This is a genomic window from Paenibacillus sp. FSL H8-0457 (assembly GCF_038051935.1).
GTDB lineage: Bacteria > Bacillota > Bacilli > Paenibacillales > Paenibacillaceae > Paenibacillus_AQ > Paenibacillus_AQ lautus_A.
In genome coordinates, this window is sequence record NZ_CP150293.1 from 5,670,634 (window position 1) to 5,689,410 (window position 18,777).

At 52.8% G+C, this 18,777-nt stretch carries 17 protein-coding genes; 5 read left to right on the forward strand and 12 right to left on the reverse strand.

Annotated elements, in window-relative coordinates; translation table 11 throughout:
* The first annotated feature begins 94 nt into the window (after positions 1-94).
* Positions 95-994, forward strand: coding sequence for a LysR family transcriptional regulator (locus MHI43_RS25300; protein WP_015737047.1), 900 nt, complete (start codon positions 95-97; stop codon positions 992-994).
* 114 nt (positions 995-1,108) lie between these two features.
* Here MHI43_RS25300 and MHI43_RS25305 read toward each other — a convergent pair whose 3' ends face one another.
* The gene (locus MHI43_RS25305; protein ID WP_015737048.1) at positions 1,109-1,861 is read right to left on the reverse strand and encodes an exodeoxyribonuclease III; all 753 of its coding nucleotides are present in this window, start codon (positions 1,859-1,861) and stop codon (positions 1,109-1,111) included.
* 250 nt (positions 1,862-2,111) lie between these two features.
* On the opposite strand from MHI43_RS25305, the gene MHI43_RS25310 reads away from it, so the two are divergent.
* Entirely contained in the window at positions 2,112-2,255 is a 144-nt protein-coding gene (locus MHI43_RS25310; protein WP_009595787.1) for a hypothetical protein, read from the forward strand.
* A 151-nt stretch (positions 2,256-2,406) separates the two neighbouring features.
* Here the strand turns inward: MHI43_RS25310 and MHI43_RS25315 are convergent, their stop codons facing one another.
* The 3 genes from MHI43_RS25315 to MHI43_RS25325 form a co-directional block, all read right to left on the reverse strand.
* Positions 2,407-2,781 carry a VOC family protein gene (locus MHI43_RS25315; RefSeq protein ID WP_036659873.1) on the reverse strand — a complete coding sequence of 125 codons (375 nt, stop codon included), beginning with the start codon at positions 2,779-2,781 and terminating at the stop codon, positions 2,407-2,409.
* A gap of 87 nt (positions 2,782-2,868) precedes the next feature.
* A complete protein-coding gene (locus MHI43_RS25320; RefSeq protein WP_341283175.1) occupies positions 2,869-3,624 on the reverse strand; it encodes an RNA polymerase sigma factor in 756 nt (251 codons plus the stop codon).
* A gap of 96 nt (positions 3,625-3,720) precedes the next feature.
* Positions 3,721-4,737 carry an ABC transporter substrate-binding protein gene (locus MHI43_RS25325; protein ID WP_036659877.1) on the reverse strand — a complete coding sequence of 339 codons (1,017 nt, stop codon included), beginning with the start codon at positions 4,735-4,737 and terminating at the stop codon, positions 3,721-3,723.
* A 151-nt stretch (positions 4,738-4,888) separates the two neighbouring features.
* On the opposite strand from MHI43_RS25325, the gene MHI43_RS25330 reads away from it, so the two are divergent.
* Positions 4,889-5,929 (forward strand): iron ABC transporter permease, encoded by a 1,041-nt coding sequence (locus MHI43_RS25330; RefSeq protein WP_036659879.1) that lies wholly within the window; start codon positions 4,889-4,891, stop codon positions 5,927-5,929.
* A gap of 2 nt (positions 5,930-5,931) precedes the next feature.
* Positions 5,932-6,936: an iron ABC transporter permease gene (locus MHI43_RS25335; protein WP_036659881.1), complete on the forward strand. Its 1,005-nt coding sequence runs from the start codon at positions 5,932-5,934 to the stop codon at positions 6,934-6,936.
* Positions 6,937-7,048: 112 nt separating this feature from the next.
* Here the strand turns inward: MHI43_RS25335 and MHI43_RS25340 are convergent, their stop codons facing one another.
* The 3 genes from MHI43_RS25340 to MHI43_RS25350 all read right to left on the reverse strand — a co-directional run bounded on the left by MHI43_RS25340 (position 7,049) and on the right by MHI43_RS25350 (position 11,546).
* The gene (locus MHI43_RS25340) at positions 7,049-9,538 is read right to left on the reverse strand and encodes an FtsX-like permease family protein (protein ID WP_036659883.1); all 2,490 of its coding nucleotides are present in this window, start codon (positions 9,536-9,538) and stop codon (positions 7,049-7,051) included.
* A complete protein-coding gene (locus MHI43_RS25345) occupies positions 9,535-10,293 on the reverse strand; it encodes an ABC transporter ATP-binding protein (protein ID WP_036659885.1) in 759 nt (252 codons plus the stop codon). Before MHI43_RS25345 ends, MHI43_RS25340 begins: the two co-directional genes overlap by 4 nt.
* A gap of 203 nt (positions 10,294-10,496) precedes the next feature.
* A complete protein-coding gene (locus MHI43_RS25350; RefSeq protein WP_036659887.1) occupies positions 10,497-11,546 on the reverse strand; it encodes a 2,3-butanediol dehydrogenase in 1,050 nt (349 codons plus the stop codon).
* Between the two features lie 328 nt (positions 11,547-11,874).
* On the opposite strand from MHI43_RS25350, the gene MHI43_RS25355 reads away from it, so the two are divergent.
* The gene (locus MHI43_RS25355; protein ID WP_015737057.1) at positions 11,875-12,903 is read left to right on the forward strand and encodes a LacI family DNA-binding transcriptional regulator; all 1,029 of its coding nucleotides are present in this window, start codon (positions 11,875-11,877) and stop codon (positions 12,901-12,903) included.
* 74 nt (positions 12,904-12,977) lie between these two features.
* Here the strand turns inward: MHI43_RS25355 and MHI43_RS25360 are convergent, their stop codons facing one another.
* The 5 genes from MHI43_RS25360 to MHI43_RS25380 form a co-directional block, all read right to left on the reverse strand.
* The gene (locus tag MHI43_RS25360; RefSeq protein ID WP_036659889.1) at positions 12,978-13,496 is read right to left on the reverse strand and encodes a DinB family protein; all 519 of its coding nucleotides are present in this window, start codon (positions 13,494-13,496) and stop codon (positions 12,978-12,980) included.
* 232 nt (positions 13,497-13,728) lie between these two features.
* Complete coding sequence (locus tag MHI43_RS25365) at positions 13,729-15,042, reverse strand: 6-phospho-beta-glucosidase (RefSeq protein WP_036659891.1); 1,314 nt, start codon at positions 15,040-15,042, stop codon at positions 13,729-13,731.
* Positions 15,027-16,019 (reverse strand): BadF/BadG/BcrA/BcrD ATPase family protein, encoded by a 993-nt coding sequence (locus MHI43_RS25370; protein ID WP_015737060.1) that lies wholly within the window; start codon positions 16,017-16,019, stop codon positions 15,027-15,029. Before MHI43_RS25370 ends, MHI43_RS25365 begins: the two co-directional genes overlap by 16 nt.
* 108 nt (positions 16,020-16,127) lie before the next feature.
* The gene (locus MHI43_RS25375; RefSeq protein ID WP_036659893.1) at positions 16,128-17,792 is read right to left on the reverse strand and encodes an ABC transporter substrate-binding protein; all 1,665 of its coding nucleotides are present in this window, start codon (positions 17,790-17,792) and stop codon (positions 16,128-16,130) included.
* A gap of 73 nt (positions 17,793-17,865) precedes the next feature.
* On the reverse strand, positions 17,866-18,759 hold the full coding sequence (locus MHI43_RS25380; protein WP_015737062.1) for a carbohydrate ABC transporter permease: 894 nt from the start codon (positions 18,757-18,759) through the stop codon (positions 17,866-17,868).
* Positions 18,760-18,777 lie beyond the last annotated feature (18 nt).

An 18,777-nucleotide genomic window follows, 5' to 3' on the forward strand; every position in this document is an offset into this window, starting at 1 on the left:
TCCATGTCCTTGTGTTCATTGTAATGCCGGGTTATATTTAAGTAAATTTAAACATAATTAATGTTACTTAACTTTTATTTAAGGATGAAGTCATATGAATCTCGAACAATTGGAATATATCGTGGAGACGGCCAAGACAGGATCGTTAACCAAGGCAGCCCAGAATTGCAACGTCACCCTTTCCGCGGTGAGCCAAGCCGTGTCCAGCCTGGAAGCCGAGTTCGGTTTTTCTTTGTTCACCCGTTCGCGGCTTGGTGCCGTACCTACAGCCGAAGGTCAGCGGATCCTGCAGAAGGCTTATGCCATTTTGGAGCAATTTCAGGAGCTGAGGGCAGAGGCCGAAGGCTATTCTAATTTGCTTGGCGGGTCATTGCGGATTGCTACCGTACCGGTGCCTTTAACGCTGTCCATCGATGCCATTATCCGGTTCAAAAAAGACTTTCCGCAAATCAAACTCGACATCACGGAGAAAGCGACGCTCGATATTATTGAGGATATTAAGCAGAATCACGCGGATATCGGTCTGATCTTCGTTGATGAATCCATCATTCATCAGCATCGCGGCCTGCATTTCGGGAAGCTCCTCGAGAGCAAATTCGTAGTGGGGGTCAGCCGCCAATCCCCTCTCGCCATGCGGCAATCGATCACGCCCGAAGAGCTCCGAGAATATCCCTTGGTATTGTATAAGGATGACAATCTGTTCAAGCTGATGGATGTATTCCAGGAGCAGTACGGGGACATGGATGTGTTATTCTCCACCAACCAGACGAGGGTCATACAGAAGCTCGTCGAAGAGAATGTGGCGGTTACGGTAGGGGTCGACTTGTCCTTCGCCAGCTTCGCTTCCGTTCCTTCGGGAAACATCGTGACGCTGGAGTTGGAGATGCCCCCCGGCCTCGCCGCTTCCTCCTTCGGGTGGGTACAGCCCGGAACCCACCACCTGTCGAAGCCGGCATCGATCTTTCTGGACAAGCTGAAGCATCAGATTGGATAAGGGGCTTAGGTTCGCCGAATGAAAAGCCAACCGGCAAACAGGGCCGTGGCATTATACCAGTCTCCCCGTTCGCCGGTTGGCTTTTTTAACAAGATCCGTATTTATGTTAATGAATTACTCAAGCGTCAAACTCACAGGGCAATGATCGCTTCCGAGCACATGGCAGTCGATCTCGGCATCCTTCAGCTTCTCGGCTAAACGGGCAGACGTCAGGAAATAATCGATGCGCCAGCCGATATTCCGCTCCCTCACCTTGGCCATATAGGACCACCAACTGTATACGTCCGTACGGTCGGGGTAGAAGTGGCGGAAGGAATCGATAAAGCCCGCTGCCAGCAGATCGGTCATTTTGCCGCGCTCCTCCAGCGTGAAGCCGGAATTCCCATGATTGGATTTGGCATTCTTCAGGTCGATTTCCTGGTGCGCCACATTCAAGTCCCCGCATACGATCACAGGTTTGCGTTCGTCGAGCTGAAGCAGGTAAGTGCGGAACCGTTCCTCCCACTCCAGCCGATAATCCAGCCGGCTCAGGTCGCGCTTCGCGTTCGGCGTGTATACGTTCACGAGATAGAAGCCCTCAAACTCCAGCGTGATCACTCTGCCCTCGGGCTCGCTGTCTTCCTCCAGGCCATAGCGAACGGACAATGGGGCGATTCTCGTAAATACCGCCGTTCCCGAGTATCCCTTCTTCTCCGCATAGTTCCAATACTGCTGATATTCAGGACCCAGATCGAGCTCGATCTGTCCCGCTTGCAGTTTCGTTTCCTGCACGCAAAATATATCGGCATCCGCCTCATTAAAATAATCCATAAAGCCTTTCGTAACGCAGGCCCGCAATCCGTTGACGTTCCATGATACTAGCTTCATATCGTAACCTCCGTGGTATCCATATCGTTTTGCGCGTTGAATCTATGAATCTTCTAAATTCTATAATGGTATCATGTCACGGGTGAAACGAACAAGAAAGTTCGCCCCTTTCATCATAACTTCATGAAACGATTAGATGAGGCCTTGCGTGCATAATCCTGCCCCAAATCAGGAACAACATAAACGTAAACGAAGTGCGGTCATTTCGCACCCAATCGATGAGAATCCCACGAAAGGAGGAGTGCAGCAAATGACTGGCAGAAACAGCAAGCCTAAGAACGACGGCCCTTCCAGCAGCCCTGAACGTTTGGATCAATACGGGGACAAGCTGGCTTCCGAGAACGAAGAGGAGTTCACCTCCGCGGCCGAAGAGCATTGTCGAGACCAGGAATAATGGAATTGATACGGCTGTCGATGCCCATTCGGTAATCACCGCAGCAAAACACCCATCCATGCCAAGGCAATGAGATGGGTGTTTTTCCTATTCGAACAACTGGACGAACACGATGCCTGATCGGTTGTAACCATTCTGCTCCTCGCAGTCGCTACTCCGTCACCCCGCAGCGGTTGCCGTCCGGATCTGTCAGGGAAAATCCTTTGAACCCGCCAAAATCCTCAATTTCAGTCACGTCGGCTCCCTTGGCAACCAGGCGTTGATGGATTTCACTCACATTCGTGGTATGCAGGTTGAAATATTGCCCCACGCCATAATCATTCTTGGGAAATTCCGGCTGCTTCACCTGATAGGAACGCACGAGGCAAAAGGATACCTTCTCATCGTTCATTCGCATGACAACCGCATTCGGTTCATCCGTGTGAATCACTTCAAAACCGAGCATTTCCGTATACCAGGCCGTCGAACGCTTTAGATCACTCACCGGCACGAAAATGCCAACGCCGTACAATAGGGATTTTTTCAAAAAATCTTCCTCCTCTTTGATTTGCTTATATAGCTTCCAACACACAAGAAACGATATTTCGAGCTAAAACCAAACAGGGTCCAAATTTTATTCCGTAAGTTTCCACACGTTTCCATCCGGATCTTCCATATAAAATGCAAGGACTCCGCCAACCCGGCTCAATTTGCTTATTCTGATGCGCAGCTTGGTCAGTTGAAGGTACGAAGTACAAATCGCTTGGGGATCTCTTCTTCGAAAAGCTATCACAAGCGCATCCATATCCAGTGCTGCGGCTGTACCCGCTGGGTCTCTCTCCTGTGGCTTAGGTTCATCGCCTGTTTGCTGTATGCGATGCAGCTTCTTCAGCCTGGCTCGCGCACGTCCGAGCGACACCTGAACCGTCCCTTCGGACATGGAGAGAAATTCGGCCGTCTCCCTGGCCGTGAAATCCAATACGTCCATAAGCAGCAAAATCACCATCGCACGTGGCGATAACCGGTCCGCTAAGACCTCCAAAAGCTCCCTGGTGGATAAGCCGTCATCTTCGGCCGCCCTATCTCCTAACACATTCTCGGAAACCCTCATCCCGGGCTTATCCTTCCTCAGTCGGTCCTTCCACGCGTTGCTTGCGATGCGAAACAAATAGGCATTGGACAGATGTTTTCCAGGGTCGGTTTCAACGGCCCGCATCACCTTCATCATGACATCCTGCAGCAGATCCTCCGCTTCCCATGGATCCCCCGAGATTCGCATGCAGTATCGGTGCAGCTTGGTCTGGATGTTGGATAAGTCCGGCATATACTTCGGCATCATGATTCCCACCTCGCTAACCAGTTCTGTGAGTGCCCGTGTTTTCCTGCTCAAGGTTTGCATGTTATCTTAGCCCATATCCATATCCATACCAAAAAGCCGCCTCCCTACAATATCGGGCGGCGGCTGCTTTGTTCACTCTGACAGCGTTTATTTCACCAAACTTTCCAGCACGTCATCAATGATCTGGCTGTTGGCAATCGTGCCGGTATAGAGCCAGCTTGTATCTTTTCCATATTCATAGATGTTGCCGTTCTTGACGGCCGGAATATTCGCCCAGAGCGGATCCTGAAGCACTTCGGCGCCTTCGCCGTCGCTGTTAATAAAGAACAGATGATCCGCGTCGAGTTCAGCCAATTTCTCCAGGGAAATGGAGGACCAGTTGCCGGTAGCCGATGCCGAGATTTCCTTCACCACGCCCGGTATGGTAAGTCCCAAGTCGCCGTACATAACGGCGCCGCTGGACAGCGTCTCGCTGACAACGAACAATTTGCCGCCGACAAGCCATATAGCCGCAGCGGATTCACCGCCGATCGCCTGTTGGATTTGATCCCTGGCATCCTTGGCCTTCTGCTCGTAACGATCAAGCGCCGCTTGAGCTTCCTCCTCCATGCCAAAGATTTCGCCCACTTTCTTCAACTCTTCGCGCCAATCGTTATTGACTTCGTTGCCGATGACGTAGGTAGGAGCAATCTTGCTGTACTGGCTGTATTTATTGCCTTCTACCATAGAAGCGGAGTCCATGATCAACAGGTCCGGCTGAAAACTTGCTACCGCTTCAAAAGGAAGATCATGCTCAATGGTCGGCACGTCTTTTAACGCATCCTGCAGGTAATCCTGGACGCTTCCGCCCTTGACCGACCACTGCGCGATCGGGGTAATGCCCAATGCCACCAGGTTATCCTCCAAGTAAGAAGCGATCACCCGTTTCGGCTCAGCCGGAATTTTCACTTCATGGCCCATGGCGTCCGTCAACGTTCGTTCCGTCTTCGCTTCCGTGCTTCCTTCCTCCGGCTTGGCTTCGGTGCCGCCGTTCTGCTCGCTTGGCGTTGGCGTCCCCGTCGGCTCGTTACCGGCTGCGTCCTTGCTGTTACCGCAAGCTGCAAGCAGCGTTAAAGCCGCCAGCAGTCCTGCGATAATCCATATTTTTTTCTTGAAAAGACTCATCTTTCGTTTCCCCCTATGTATATTTTTTTGGCGCAATCACTAGCATTCTACGCATGAAGTGATATAATAACACTAACCATGATAATGAAATTCATTCTCATTTACAATACGTTATTTCAATATTTTTATCAACATAAAGGTTTAGGTGAACATGCAGGCAAATCATCCCAATCACAAAACAACCGCAAAATCCATTTACCGTCCCAAAACAGCAGCGGCCGTCATTCTCCTGGGGCTTGGTCTGCTGGCTGCCGCGATGGCATCTTCGATTATCTATGGCGCGTCGAACATTAAACTGTCCACCATATGGGAGGCGTTTGTCCGCTTCGATGCCGATTCCACCCCGCACCAGATTATCCAGAGACTTCGAATGCCAAGGGCCTTGGCGGCTGCGCTGATCGGCGGTTCCTTGGCCGTATCGGGAGCCATCATGCAGGGCATGACAAGGAATGCGCTCGCCTCCCCTTCCATTATGGGCGTCACCGCCGGTGCCTCCTTCATGATGTCGATCGGGTTTGCCTTTATAGAGTCGCCATCCATTACTGCGCTCATGCTGTTATCTTTTGCAGGCGCCGGCCTGGGGGCTGGGCTTGTGCTGCTGATCGGCTCGTTATCCAAACGGGGATTGACGCCTGTCAAGCTGGCCTTGGCCGGGTCAGCCGTTACCGCGCTGCTGAGCTCGATATCCTCGGCCATTGCCATCCGCTTTAACGTTGCCAAGGATATCAGCTTCTGGTATGCCGGTGGCGTGTCGGGCGTGCAATGGGTGAACGTGAAACTTCTGATCCCCGTCGCCATCGTCGGGCTGTTGATTGCGCTGGCGCTCAGCAGATCCATTACCGTCATGAGCCTGGGCGAGGAAGTCGCTACCGGGCTTGGCCAAAAAACGGGAACCGTCAAGTTCCTGGGCACGCTCGTTGTGCTGCTCCTGACAGGCGCAGCGGTGGCTGTAGGCGGAACGATCGGATTCGTGGGGCTTGTCATCCCGCATATCGTCCGCTTCATCGTCGGACCCGACTATCGGCTGATCATCCCTTGCTCCGCCGTCATGGGAGCACTTCTGCTGGTGTTTGCCGATGTGGGTGCGCGGATGATCAATCCTCCGTTCGAGACGCCGGTCGGCGCAATTACGGCGATGATCGGCGTTCCCTTCTTCCTCTATCTTGCACGGCGCGAAGGGAGAGGGCTGTAACGATGAATACAACGAGAAAAATCATGTCCGTCTCCTTGATTCTGCTGCTGGCTATCATTGCCGTATTCCTGGTCAGCCTGAATATGGGAACGATGAAAATCCCGCTGGCCGAAGTGGTCAAAGCGTTCAACGGGACAGGTTCCGAACAGAATTATACCGTCCTGATGCACTTTCGCCTGCCCCGCATGGTCATTGCCATCCTGATCGGTGCGGGAATCGCCGTCTCCGGCGCCATACTGCAAAGCGTTTCGCGAAACGCGCTGGCAGACCCGGGCATTCTGGGCATCAACTCCGGGGCAGGATTGGCCGTCGTACTGTATATTTTTTATTTTCAAGGAAGCTCGTTCAGTTCCGGCATATGGTCCGTCTATATCATGCCTTTTGCCGCGCTAGTCGGTGCATTTCTTGCCGCCTTCCTCATCTATTCGCTGGCCTGGAAGCAAGGCGTCACGCCGATCCGGCTGGTGCTTGTGGGGATCGGCATCAACGCGGCCTTCGGGGCGCTGATAATCGTATTCCAGCTGATGATGGACCCTAACAATTTCATGCAGGCCACCATCTGGCTGTCCGGCAGCATCTGGGGGGCAAGCTGGGAGTATGTCGTTGCGATCCTTCCGTGGATCCTGTTCCTGGTTCCTTGGGCGGTATATAAATCGCAAAATTTGAATGTGCTCAACCTGGGAGACCACACGGCTGCGGGGCTTGGGGTTACGGTCGAGCGCGAGCGAAGAACGCTGCTGTTCATCTCCGTTGCCCTGGCGGGCGCCTGCGTCGCCGTTGGCGGCGGCATCGCGTTCCTCGGACTCGTAGCTCCGCATTTGGCACGCAAGCTGGTGGGTCCCCGTCATCAGGGAATGCTGCCTGTCTCCGCACTTCTCGGCTCGCTGGTGCTGCTTGTGGCCGATATGATCGGCAAGAACCTGATGGCCCCTTCCGAAATCCCGGTCGGTTTGGTCGTTTCCTGTCTCGGAGCACCCTACTTTATTTATTTGTTGATCAAGGATTAAGGTGGAATGGGTTTAACAAAAAAAGACGGCGATCGCCTCCCGGTCTATGCAGGAGGAAGTCGCCGTTCTTTTTATATCGCGGTGCCGAGCTTGATTGGTTCACAAGAGCGTGCTATGCATGGTTCTGGTTCAGCTCGGAGACGATCTTTTTGTTCGCAAGGCTCCTGGCATATGGAATGAATACGGCTAATGCCAGTGTCAGCATGATTCCCATGATCGCAGTTACGAATGTTGCATGAATATGGACAGGTGCCGGGTCAATCAGCCTAAATGCATACAGCAGAACGATCCCGAGCGAAATCCCCACAATCATGCCGATACATAGGTACAGCAGCACCTGCGATAGAATGATCTGAACAAGACCCTTTTTGTCCACGGAAATGGCCCGTAATACCGCAAATTCTTTACGCTTACTATAGATGTTGTTAATCAGGGAATTAAATACGCCGATGGTAACACTTAGCATAATCACAATGATAGCACTTAGGAAAAAGGACCATACCCGCGTGTACATATTGCTTGAATTCTCCAAAGCTTGGGCGTAACTGCTGATATTGACCGTTGGAAACTGCCCCTTGATACCTTGCAGCTGCTTCAAGGCCGCATGCTCATTCTCCGGCGTTACATAAGCGGTTCCGAATACCGTAAACTTCGTATGGAAGGCGCTATTCGACCAGTCGATGTACATATCCGCCTGTTGGAATGGCTCCGTAATGGCCGCTACCGTCAATGTTCCGGCATTTTTGAAGTTCTCCGGATCCTCTTCTTGGTATACCGACAAAGCAATCGTGTCGCCGATGCTTAGCGCATGTTCGTCAGCGTAATGGTTGGATACGATAACGGCATTCCCTACCTCCGAAATTTTCGGCAGCAGCCGCTGAGCCGCCAACGCGTCCAAATCAGCCAACGCATAGTCGATAACCCTATCGTCTTGTCCCTGTTTGGCAGGGCTTAATCTGCTGACAGTGCTGACTTCCTGTATCCCCTCCAATTCCGAAATCCGCTGCTTTAATTGTTCTGGGTCAATCGATGACGAGTTCTCCAGCCGGTCGACTACCTGAATATCCGCGGCATACTGCGTCTTAATATAATTCCGTTCGTTATGCTGTATCGTATTCAGAAGAGACGAGCCGATGACGGCAATCATCATGGCAAGGCTGATCGTCAGAATAACGAAGGTGTTTTTCTTGACCTGCGGCACAAGATTTTTGACAGCAACATAAGAAACTCGCCCCCCTAGCAGCTTCAACACAGGCGACACCTTAGCCAACACACCGGGAAGGTATACGGGAACCATCGTAAACACGGACCATACGAACAATAGAAATCCCATTAAAAAGCTTAACTCCGCGTTAGCTGACGGCGTACCCGAGAATGCGATCCCAAAGAGGATGAAAAACAGGCAGGCCGCCATCAGCACTTTCCCTAATGTTTTTCGTCCCTTCCGCCCTTTAAAATCGGTATTCTGGTTCATCTCCAGCATCTTAAGCGGCAGTATCTTGGTGCTTCTGTAAGCAGGAATCAACATAAATAACTCCAGGATGATAAAGCTTGCCACCGCTACCATCGTCGCAACTCCAACATCAAAACGGCTATCCGTCAGCGGAACCAGAAACAGTCCGGATATCCATGGGATAATGTAAGTGTAACCTAGTAGGGATACCAGCAAGCCGCTCAGAACACCGAGCCCATTCGTAACCGTGCATTGGATGAACACCATCTTAAACAACTGTTCGGTTTGCGCGCCCATAGACCTGAGAATGGCGAATTGGAAGCGGTATTTATGCAGCATGCCTTCGAAATTGGACACGATCAACAGGGAGATGACCATAACAATCAGGACCGAGATGACCAGGATGTAATTGCCCAAGATAGACAAGCCCGCCTTTAATGTTGAATTCTCCGCGGCAATCTCGATCGTTAGCCCGGGCTCCAGCTCTTGTAATTGCTCACTCAGAACCAGCAGGTCGGTATCATCCGCCGCCTGCACCATCACATAACTTGACACCGCATCATGCTGGGCTCCTGCAGCCTTAATCTGCCTGACTTCCTCCCGGTTCATAAGCAGCAGATCCGATGTGGTACCTGCAGCGGCAACCGGATCGCCAATGATCTCCGTGACTGTGTACGCTTTCCCTTCAACCTTCATCCGACTGCCCACCCGCAGCTGTAACTCCTCTGCAAGCGACTGGTTTAGAATCAACTCCTCCCGTCCCGGATATGCTGTGAAATGATATCGGCTCATCGACAACGCATCATCCTCAATACCGGCAACGGCTACAGGTGCAGCAAAATCATTAACGAACATCTGGGACAGCATGACCGGAGAGGCCTGTCGTACCCCGCCTGTGGACTGCATTAAATCCATAATGCGTTGATTTGATGTCTCATGATCCACTTCGTTAGTGTATCCCACCACCATATCGACATCGCCATACTGCAACTTCACTTCGTGGTCTATGGAACGGTTGGCATTCGCCATGAATGAAGACATCGTGATCATCAGAAACACGGCCAAACTTATGCTAATCACGGAAAAGGACAGAATCGACTTGTTACGGGCCAGTATACGAAGGGCCATGCCTCGTAGGGAATGAATCATGCGGATAACTCCATCATCTTCTTGAATATGTTCAATATCGGCTCTATCTTCCGTTCTCCGTCGCTCTCATACTGATCCACGATTTGACCGTCATGGAAAAATAACACCCGATCGGCATAAACCGCTACATTCGGATCATGCGTTACTATAATCATGCTTTGATTGAAGGCGCTTCTCATCTCCACCAAAGCTTCAAGAATTTCCTTTGAGGTATTGTAATCCAGATTGCCGGTAGGCTCGTCTGCCAGCAGTAGCGGCGGATTCGTAATCAGCGCCCGGCCGATGGCTACCCGCTGCTGCTGTCCCCCGGACAGCTGAACCGGCCGTTTCTTCCTCCAGCTCGCAAGTCCAAGCAGAGTGAGCATGTCCTGGACTTTGTGCTGAATCTCCGCCTCCGATGCCCCTTGCAAGATCAAGGGAATCGCCATGTTCTCTTCTACGCTTAAATCATTCAATAAATGAAAAGATTGAAATACAAAACCGATATTTTCTCGTCGGTAGCGGGTTGCATGAGGTTCCGCGAAGATATAGTCCATGACCTCTCCCTTTAACTCGATGCTGCCTGAGCTCGGGGTGTCCAAGGAGCTGATAATGTTAAGCAGGGTGCTTTTTCCGGAGCCGCTGGTTCCCATAATCGCCACCAATTCGCCCTCCGCCAGCCCAAACGAAACATTCTTTAGCGCTTGAACTTTAAATCCGTCTCCATCATAGGTCTTGTGGATATTGCGAACCGATAACAAACTCTTCTGATTCATCCAATCCCTCCACTCGATTTATTTGTCTATACCTGGATAAAATACTCTATGAGTATATCAGATTTGGTTATATATGTAATCTCATGGAATCCATGGAATGTAATTGACTAGTTTGATATCTTATTGGCATAAAACTCCAAAGAAAAAAGACCGCGTTACGCGGTCTTTCATAAGCCATGCAGCTGCGAAGCGCAGCTTCGATATTAGTGAGCGCTCACCAGGATCTTCACCTGGTTTTTCTCTTTGAGCAGAGCCTCAAAGCCCCGGTCGATAACCTCATCCAGTTTGATCCGCTGGGTGACCAGCTTATCCGCCGGGAAGAAGCCTTTTTCCATCAGGCTGATCACAGCCGGGAATACGTCGCGGTAGCCGATGATTCCGGTAATGTTACGTTCCTTCATCACGATGTCATTCGGCACGATCGGAGCGGAGGTTTCGAAGATGCTGACAATCATAATCTGTCCGCCGATCTTCGTCGAGTTGATCGCTTGGGTAAGAACCGGCGGAACCCCGGTCACCTCGAATGCCACATCGACTCCGGCACCTGTACGGCGATGAAGCTCTTCTACCACATCGCAGGCCTTCGGATCAATGACGATAGCCCCCAATTCCTCGGCTTTCTGTTTGCGTTCCGGGGACAGCTCCACGGCGTAAATCTCGGATGCTCCCGCCGCCTTCAATGCTTCGATGACAAGCAGGCCGATCGGCCCGGCACCGAATACGACCGCCCGATCCCCAGCCTTTAGCTGGCTTTGGCGCACGGCGTACAGCGCGACTGCCGAAGGTTCCACCAGAGCTCCCTGTTCATAAGAAACGCTGTCCGGGATTTTATGAACCATGTGCTCATCCGCAGCGACATATTCGGAGAAACCGCCACCGCCGCCGGCGAGCCCGAGAAAGCCCATTTTGTCGCACAGATTGTATTTCCCTTGTCTGCAAGCTTCGCATGATCCGCATGCAAAGACAGGCTCTACAACCACGCGGTCGCCAGCCTTGAATTTCGTAACGCCTTCGCCAACCTCTACAACCTGGCCGGAAAACTCATGTCCCATAACCACCGGAGCCTGTTCTCCGGTAAGGGCGTGAGGCGTATTCTCAGGTATAAATATAGGCCCGGCCACGTATTCGTGCAGATCACTGCCACAAATCCCGCACCACTCGACCTTGATTTTCACTTTTCCGTTCGTAGCTTGCGGCTCCGCGATCGTCTCCAAACGCAGGTCCTTTACTCCATGCCAGCGCAATGCTTGCATCGTCTTCATCTCCTTATAGGTTCGAAAAAATAAAAATGAAATAGGAAACGTTTCCGAAATCAAATATGTCACAGTTTTGACAATCTGTCAAACCCGTTCCACGAAAATGTATGAAATGTCATGGACAACTACAGACTGCCGGTCCCCTGCCTTTTCCATGGAAATGCAGCGATTGATGCAGCATCGCTTGCTTGTTCCAGTTGTTCCCCTGCGAATCCCGTGATGGAGAGACGAGCTTAATGTTATAATATAGTTAATGGCTCCAATCCCATCTTGTATTCGCACATACACAGGAAACGTTTCCGATATAGAGAGGAATTTATCGAATATGGTGAACCCCAAAAAAGTAACGATCGAAGATGTCGCCAAACAAGCGGGCGTCGGTATCGCAACCGTGTCCCGGGCCATCAACGACAGCAAAGGCATCAGTCCGAAAACGAAAGCACGGATCATGCAGGTGATCGAAGAAATCGGCTTTAGTCCAGATACATCGGCCCAAAGCCTGAAGGTCCGGCAGACGAATCAAATCGCCTTGGCCGTGCCCGACATCCGGAATGCGATCATCCCGGAAATCGCCTGGTCGGTCGAGCAGACCGCCAAACAGCACGGCTATCGGGTCGTTCAGATCAATACGGCCGGAAATGCACGGAACGAGCTGGAAATCGTCAGGGATATCAAAAAGCTGCACGTGGACGGCCTGATTATCATGCCGCTGGCTTATCCCAAAACGCTTGGCGACCTCATCAACAAATCGAGCCTCCCCGTCTCCATCATTAATTACGGAAAACAACTGGGTGAAGAGTATAGAGCCGATATCGTCGGCCTCGCACGCCAGGAGGGCAGGCTTGTCATGGAGCATCTGCTGAAAATCGGGCGGAGCCGAATCGCCTATGCCGGTGCGCCCAAGGATAAAATCGAAGAGCGGTACTGGGCTTATGAGCAGTCGCTGCAGAAAGTCGATCCGTCGCTTGTCTATTTCGGGGAGGACTTCTCGTTTGAGACGGGGGTTCGCGCGGCGGACTATTTTTATGGCCTGAGGCATATGCCGGATGCCATCTATGCGGTTAACGATATGGTTGCCATCGGCATCGTCAACCGTTTTAAGGAGCTGAAGGTTCGGGTTCCCGACGATGTGGCGGTCGTCGGCATCGATAACAATGCATGGACCACCGTCACGACGCCGCAGATCAGTTCGGTGTCCATCATGGGCGATGAAGTAGCCCGGCTTGCGACGGAATTGCTGCTGAAGCGGCTTCGCGAGCAAAAGACCGGCCAATACGAGCGCGTGCAATTCGAGCCGCGGCTTATCGTCAGGGAATCGAGCGTGTCCGTGATCCGAAACGCAACAACCGACTAGGCGTGATTCGGACCCATAAAGAAGAGCCCGGAACGCGATGTTCCGGGCTCTTTTCCATTTTGAATCATGAACGCTTAATGGCTTAACGTATACAAATAATAGCCATAGTCGGTAGGCGTGCCGGGATGTCCGATTTGCCGGAGCATGGCTGTTACGTTCCCCCGATGATAGGTCCCGTGATTAATTATATGCTGGATATAATCCAGACAGCTGGCTCTAAAATCTCCGGACGGATAGATGGCGTCCAGATTCTCGTGCTGTTCGATAAACAACCGGAAGCGCGCCGCCAGATCGTCCATTAGCTGGCCCAATTCTTCGATGCGCTTGCCTTCCGTTTCCGCAACCAGCCGAGCAATCGAATCCTTCAGACTCTCCAAGTACGCAGGCGACATTTCCGTGACTCCGCCCGCGTTAAAGAACGACAGCCAGCCGGAATCAATGACATAGATGTGCACCATCGTGTCATAAATGGATGGAAAGACGCTGACAATCTCCTTGCGGTATGCCTCTTCCGAAAGCCCCTGCAAATATTCGCAAACCTTCCGGTTAGCCCATACGTGGTAATCGTACTGCTTCAATATCCATGTTTTCAAATCGTTGTTCCCCTTTTCATAGGCGGGGAAGCACGCAGTTTAAGGGCAATTATGCGCTAATCCCCATATAAGTTTGCCCGTGAACGATTGTTGTTTTCATCTCGAACGCCTCCTGAAATTAACCTAATCCCATTCTAGCATATATGACGTTTCCCAGGTGGTAAAATCACGGCAGGCTGCTCATGGACGCTGGAAAAACGATATGCGTTACAATAACCTGCCGGTTTCATTCCTAATCTTTGACCTTTTGGAAAAATTGCGGCAAAAACGAACGGTTCCGCTCCAGCATCTCATCCAGCATCGCTTCCGCGGCACCAACGGAATCGATGAGCGGATGCGCGCTGAGCGCTAGCAGCGCCTTCTCCCTGCTTCCCGTGACCGCCGCCTCGATGGCCAGGCTCTCGTAGGTCTTCACGGCTTGGATCAGGCCGATCGCCGCAACCGGCACTCGCTCGACAGGTACCGGCACCGCGCCATTCTTCGTCACGACGCAGTTCACCTCGATACTGGCATCGGCCGGCAGGAAGTCCAGCGTGTCACCGTTCATTACGTTCAATGTTTGAATCTCCCCGCTATCCGTATGAATGGCCTTCATCAGATTGACAGCCGCCTCGGAGTAATAAGCGCCGCCGCGCTGCTCAAGCTGCTGCGGCTTTTCCGCAAGTTCCGGCCGCTTGTAAATCTCAAACAGCTCGTCCTCAAGACGCTGGACCGTCTCGGCTCTTGTCTCTCCCCTGGCCGCGGCAGCCTGCTGCTCCTCCAGCATCTCGCGGTGGAGATAATAATATTTCAAATAATAGGACGGAATCGCGCCCATCGCCCGAATCAGCGTATCGTTCCAGGCAAGCTGCGGCACGTTGCGAGCTGAGTAGCTCCCTCCCGTTGCCAGCAGCTCTTCCAGCTTCGACACTCCATCGACCACGATCCGGCTGATCCAGTGCAGATGATTCAATCCGGCAAACTCGCAGTAGATTCGCTCGACCGGCACCTCGTAAAGCCCGGACAACCACTTGTAAGCGGCGATGGGGGAGTTGCACAAGCCGATGGAGCGGATGCCGGAGTGCTTCATGACGGCTTCCGTTACCATCCCGGCAGGATTGGTGAAATTCAGCAGCCAGGCATCCGGACATAATGCCTCCATGTCCTTGCATATATCCAATAGCACAGGTATCGTCCGCAGAGCCTTCATCATGCCGCCTGCTCCTGTCGTTTCCTGTCCGAGCATCCCGTATTTCAGGGGGATCGTTTCGTCCCAGCCTCTGGCCTCCAGCAGTCCGACTCGCATCTGAGTCGATACATAATGGGCATTCCTCAGTGCTTCCTGGCGGTCCAAGGTCAACGTAATGCGGATCGGCAATCCGCTTCGCTCAATCATCCGCTGGGCCAGACCGCCTACAATTTCGAGCTTGCGGCGGCCTTCCGGGATATCCACGAGGACGATGTCCGTCACCGGAAACGACTCATAATGACGGATGAAACCTTCAATCAGCTCGGGGGTATACGAGGATCCGCCCCCGATAACAGCAACCTTCAATCCAGTGCCCATTCCACATTCCTCTCCTTCACGGCAAGCTCATGCTGCAATTGTTCATACACGGCCGTGCCAGGAACCACGCCGTTCTCATCCATTGCGAGCAGGACGGCACCCGCTGCGGGCTCAAGGGCCAATATACGCACCCGGCTATTCGGGGCTGCCGCAAGAACCTGAGACTCGATATACGGAACGACATAATCCCTTTCTCCCCGGGTCAGGACGCTGCCGGCCAGCACGACATCGAAGGCGTCATTGCCCATGCCGAGCTTACGAATCACCGCGCTGGCGACCTTCCCCAGCTCCATGCCTTGCCTTTCCAATATCTCTCTTGCAGCTTCATCGGCGGGTGCGGCTTGAAACAGCAGTCTCGCTAGTGTATGCGGCGCCCTTCTGCCCTCGTCCAAAAATCGATGAAACATCTCTTCCACGCTGCCGAACCTAAGCGCATCCAGCGTGAGCGGCGTCAATGAAGTCGGCTTCTCGCGGCCCTCCCAGGAACGAACGACCGTCCGAAACACCTCAACGGCCAGGTCAGCGCCTCCGCCGAAATCGCCGAACGCATAACCGAATCCTCCGATCTGAATCTCCTCGCCTGCCGAATTGACGCCATAACCGTTCGTCCCGCTTCCGCATATAAGGACAACGCCGTCCCTCTGTCTTGTGCCGGCTCTCATGGCAATGACGGTATCGCAGGCGATATGGTGTTTCTTGAAGCCCATGGCGCCGATCATGGGCCGCAAAATGCGGAAATCCGCCTCGCGGTCGGCTCCCGCCAGCCCGAACGACGCGCAGGCGATGTCTTCTCGCCCGAGTCCCGCCTGCCCAAGCGCCTCTTCAACGGCCTGCCTGATGCTTGCTTCCGCACGCGCTGCGCCAAGCTGATGGTTGCCGCAGCCGCCCATTCCCTTTCCAGCGATTCGTCCTGTCCCGTCCGCCACGACTGCCAGCGTCTTGCTTCCTCCGCCGTCGACTCCCAAGTAGTAATTCAAGTATGATCTCTCCTATGATGCCCGGCTCATAAAGCCGTCCTGCCCAGCGAATGCCAGCGCATATTCCGCAAGCCCCTGAAGGAATGGACGGCTTCGCCGCGACGTTTATTACGATGCTTTCATCTTCTGCTTATTCTCCTGCCATTTTGCTGTTTTGTACTGTAATAGCTTGTCGTAACCCGCTTTTTGCGCATCTGCCTCTGCCTTATCCAGAAGCGAGAGCACTTCCTGATCCGAGGAGGCCGAGCTGATCGCCTTGGCTCTGGCCTGCTCATAAATTTCGAACACGCGCTGCGCAATTATGCCCTCCTCGGAATCGCCTGCCGGATCGAGGTTGACGTACTCCGTCGTGTTCATCTGCGTCTTCCAGGTAATCTCCGATTGCCAATACGTTTCAAAGTTCCGCTTCTCCGGCGGCAGCGTGGATTCGAATTTCATCTTGGAATTGTCGACATACACCGTGTTGCCGTTCCACTGGAAGTTCACCGTGGCGTTCATCAACTCATCGCGCCCCTTCGCATCGCTGGTGAATTTATCGGTGAACAGCGGCATGTCCTCTTCGTCCGTCCCGTCCCAGTACAAGCCTTCAGGTCCCCACATGATCGTCCGCTGGCCCTCGGGACCGGTGAACCAATCCAGGAATGCAAAGATAGCTTCCGGATCTTTCGCCGCTTGCGTGATGACGCTGACATTCCAGCCTAGCTGCTTGTAATCGCCCGGGAAAATCTTGTCGCGATCCAATCCCTCCTTGTGTACCGGCCATATCATGATGTAACCGGCATCAGGGTCCTGCGCCTTCAGCAGATTGTTGCCCTTGGAACCGAACTCGGTCGGGCTGGAGGCTACATAAACCGCCACGTTGCCGCTCAGGATCTTCTGCTCGACTTGCTCCAGCTTCTGCGTGAAGGCATCCTGCGTAATGAGTTTCTCGCGGTACAATCGGCTCATGTATTGAAGCAGCTCGCGATAGACGGGATCCGTGAACAGCGACACAAGTTGATCCCCCTGGGGTACGGCGATCATACTGTTGAACGTATACGGGCGGTTTTCCGCAAAAGCAGACACCATGATGTCCACGCCCGCTGCCGATTGGCCAACCTCCAGAGGAACGACATCCGGATACTTTGCCTTCACTTGCTTCAAATAGGCGTACAGATCATCCGGCGTTTCCAGTTTTGGCGATCCAAGCTCCTCGTATATCTTTTTATTGACGAGATAGCCGGCATTGCCGTTTGGCTGCGTTGTATACCAGTTCGGGAATTGATACAGCTTTCCATCCGGCGAGCGAAGCAGATCGAGCGTGGACTCCCCGGCCCATTTTTTCAGATTGGGGTATTTATCCAGATAATCGTCGAACGGCACCAGCATGCCCTCGGCACGCAGCTTCTCGACCTCCGCGCCCCGTTCCATCCATATGACATCCGGCAGCTCCCCGGACACGATCATCGTACTGAGCTTGTTCTTGGCAACGCCGCCGGAGCTGACCGGAACCACGTTGACCTTCTTGTTCTCCTGGATCCACTTGGTTGCAATATCCGCGCCCCAATCCGGCATCGTATACCAGTCATAGTGGCCATAGAACGAGAATTCCAGCGGCTTCTCTCCCAGCACAAAGTTATCCTCTCCGGCTGGTTTCTCATTGTTTTGCGGGCTCGGCCCTTCCTTCTCCGGGCTCGCGGCATTCCCTCCCGAACCCGAACATCCCGTTAAAGCCATGACGATGACTAGCGTGACTGACCATGCAGATAGAAGCCTTTTTCCCCTTTTTTTCATTCCAAGTGCTCCCTTCATGATTCATCTATGGTCAAAGCTGCCGCTTCAAACCCTTGGCAAGATGGCTGGTGAACTACTCCTTCAAAGAACCGATTAATACGCCCTTCACAAAATACTTCTGAACGAACGGGTATACGCACAGGATCGGGACGGTTGCCACCATCATGGTCGCCATGGACAAGGACTTGGTCGTTACGGCCTTCATCGCGCTCATCCGGCCCTGCGCCGCGGCATCCATGTTCTGCATCTGTTCCATCATGATGTTGGCATTGAGGATCTGCTGGAGCTTCGTCTGTATCGGCAGCAGATCCGTGTTGGATATGTAAATGCTTGGCGCAAACCAATCATTCCAATGATACACGGCCGTGAACAACGACAGCGTCGCAATGACCGGTCCCGATAGCGGAAGCACGATTCGGAAGAATACGCCCCAATTCGAGGAACCGTCGATATGGGCCGACTCCTCAAGGCCGGGCGGGATGCCCTTAAAGAACGTCCGGAATATAATCATATTCCACACGCTGATGATGCCTGGTACGACCATAACCCAGAACGAGTTCATCAGGCCAAGCTCCCGAATAAGCAAATAATTCGGAATGAGTCCGCCGCTGAAGTACATCGTCACGATGCAGGTGATCATATAAAAATTCCGGCCCATCAACTCGCGTTTGGATATGCCATAAGCGAATATGGCGGTTGCTACAATGGAGAGAAAAGTACCGGTCACCGTACGGAGCACCGAGATGACGAACCCGTCAATGAGGCGTTCGTCCTTGAACACTACGCGGTAATTCTCCAGCGTGAATTCGCGCGGCCAGAACGTAATGCCGCCCTGCATCGTGTCGGTCCCCGAGTTAAACGAGATGACGGCAGCGTTCCAGAATGGGTACAGCGCGATAAATGCCAGCAATGCCAAAGAGCCGTAGATGAACCCAACGAATACCCGATCTCCGTTTGACAGCCTCATATGCATCTCCCCCCTTTC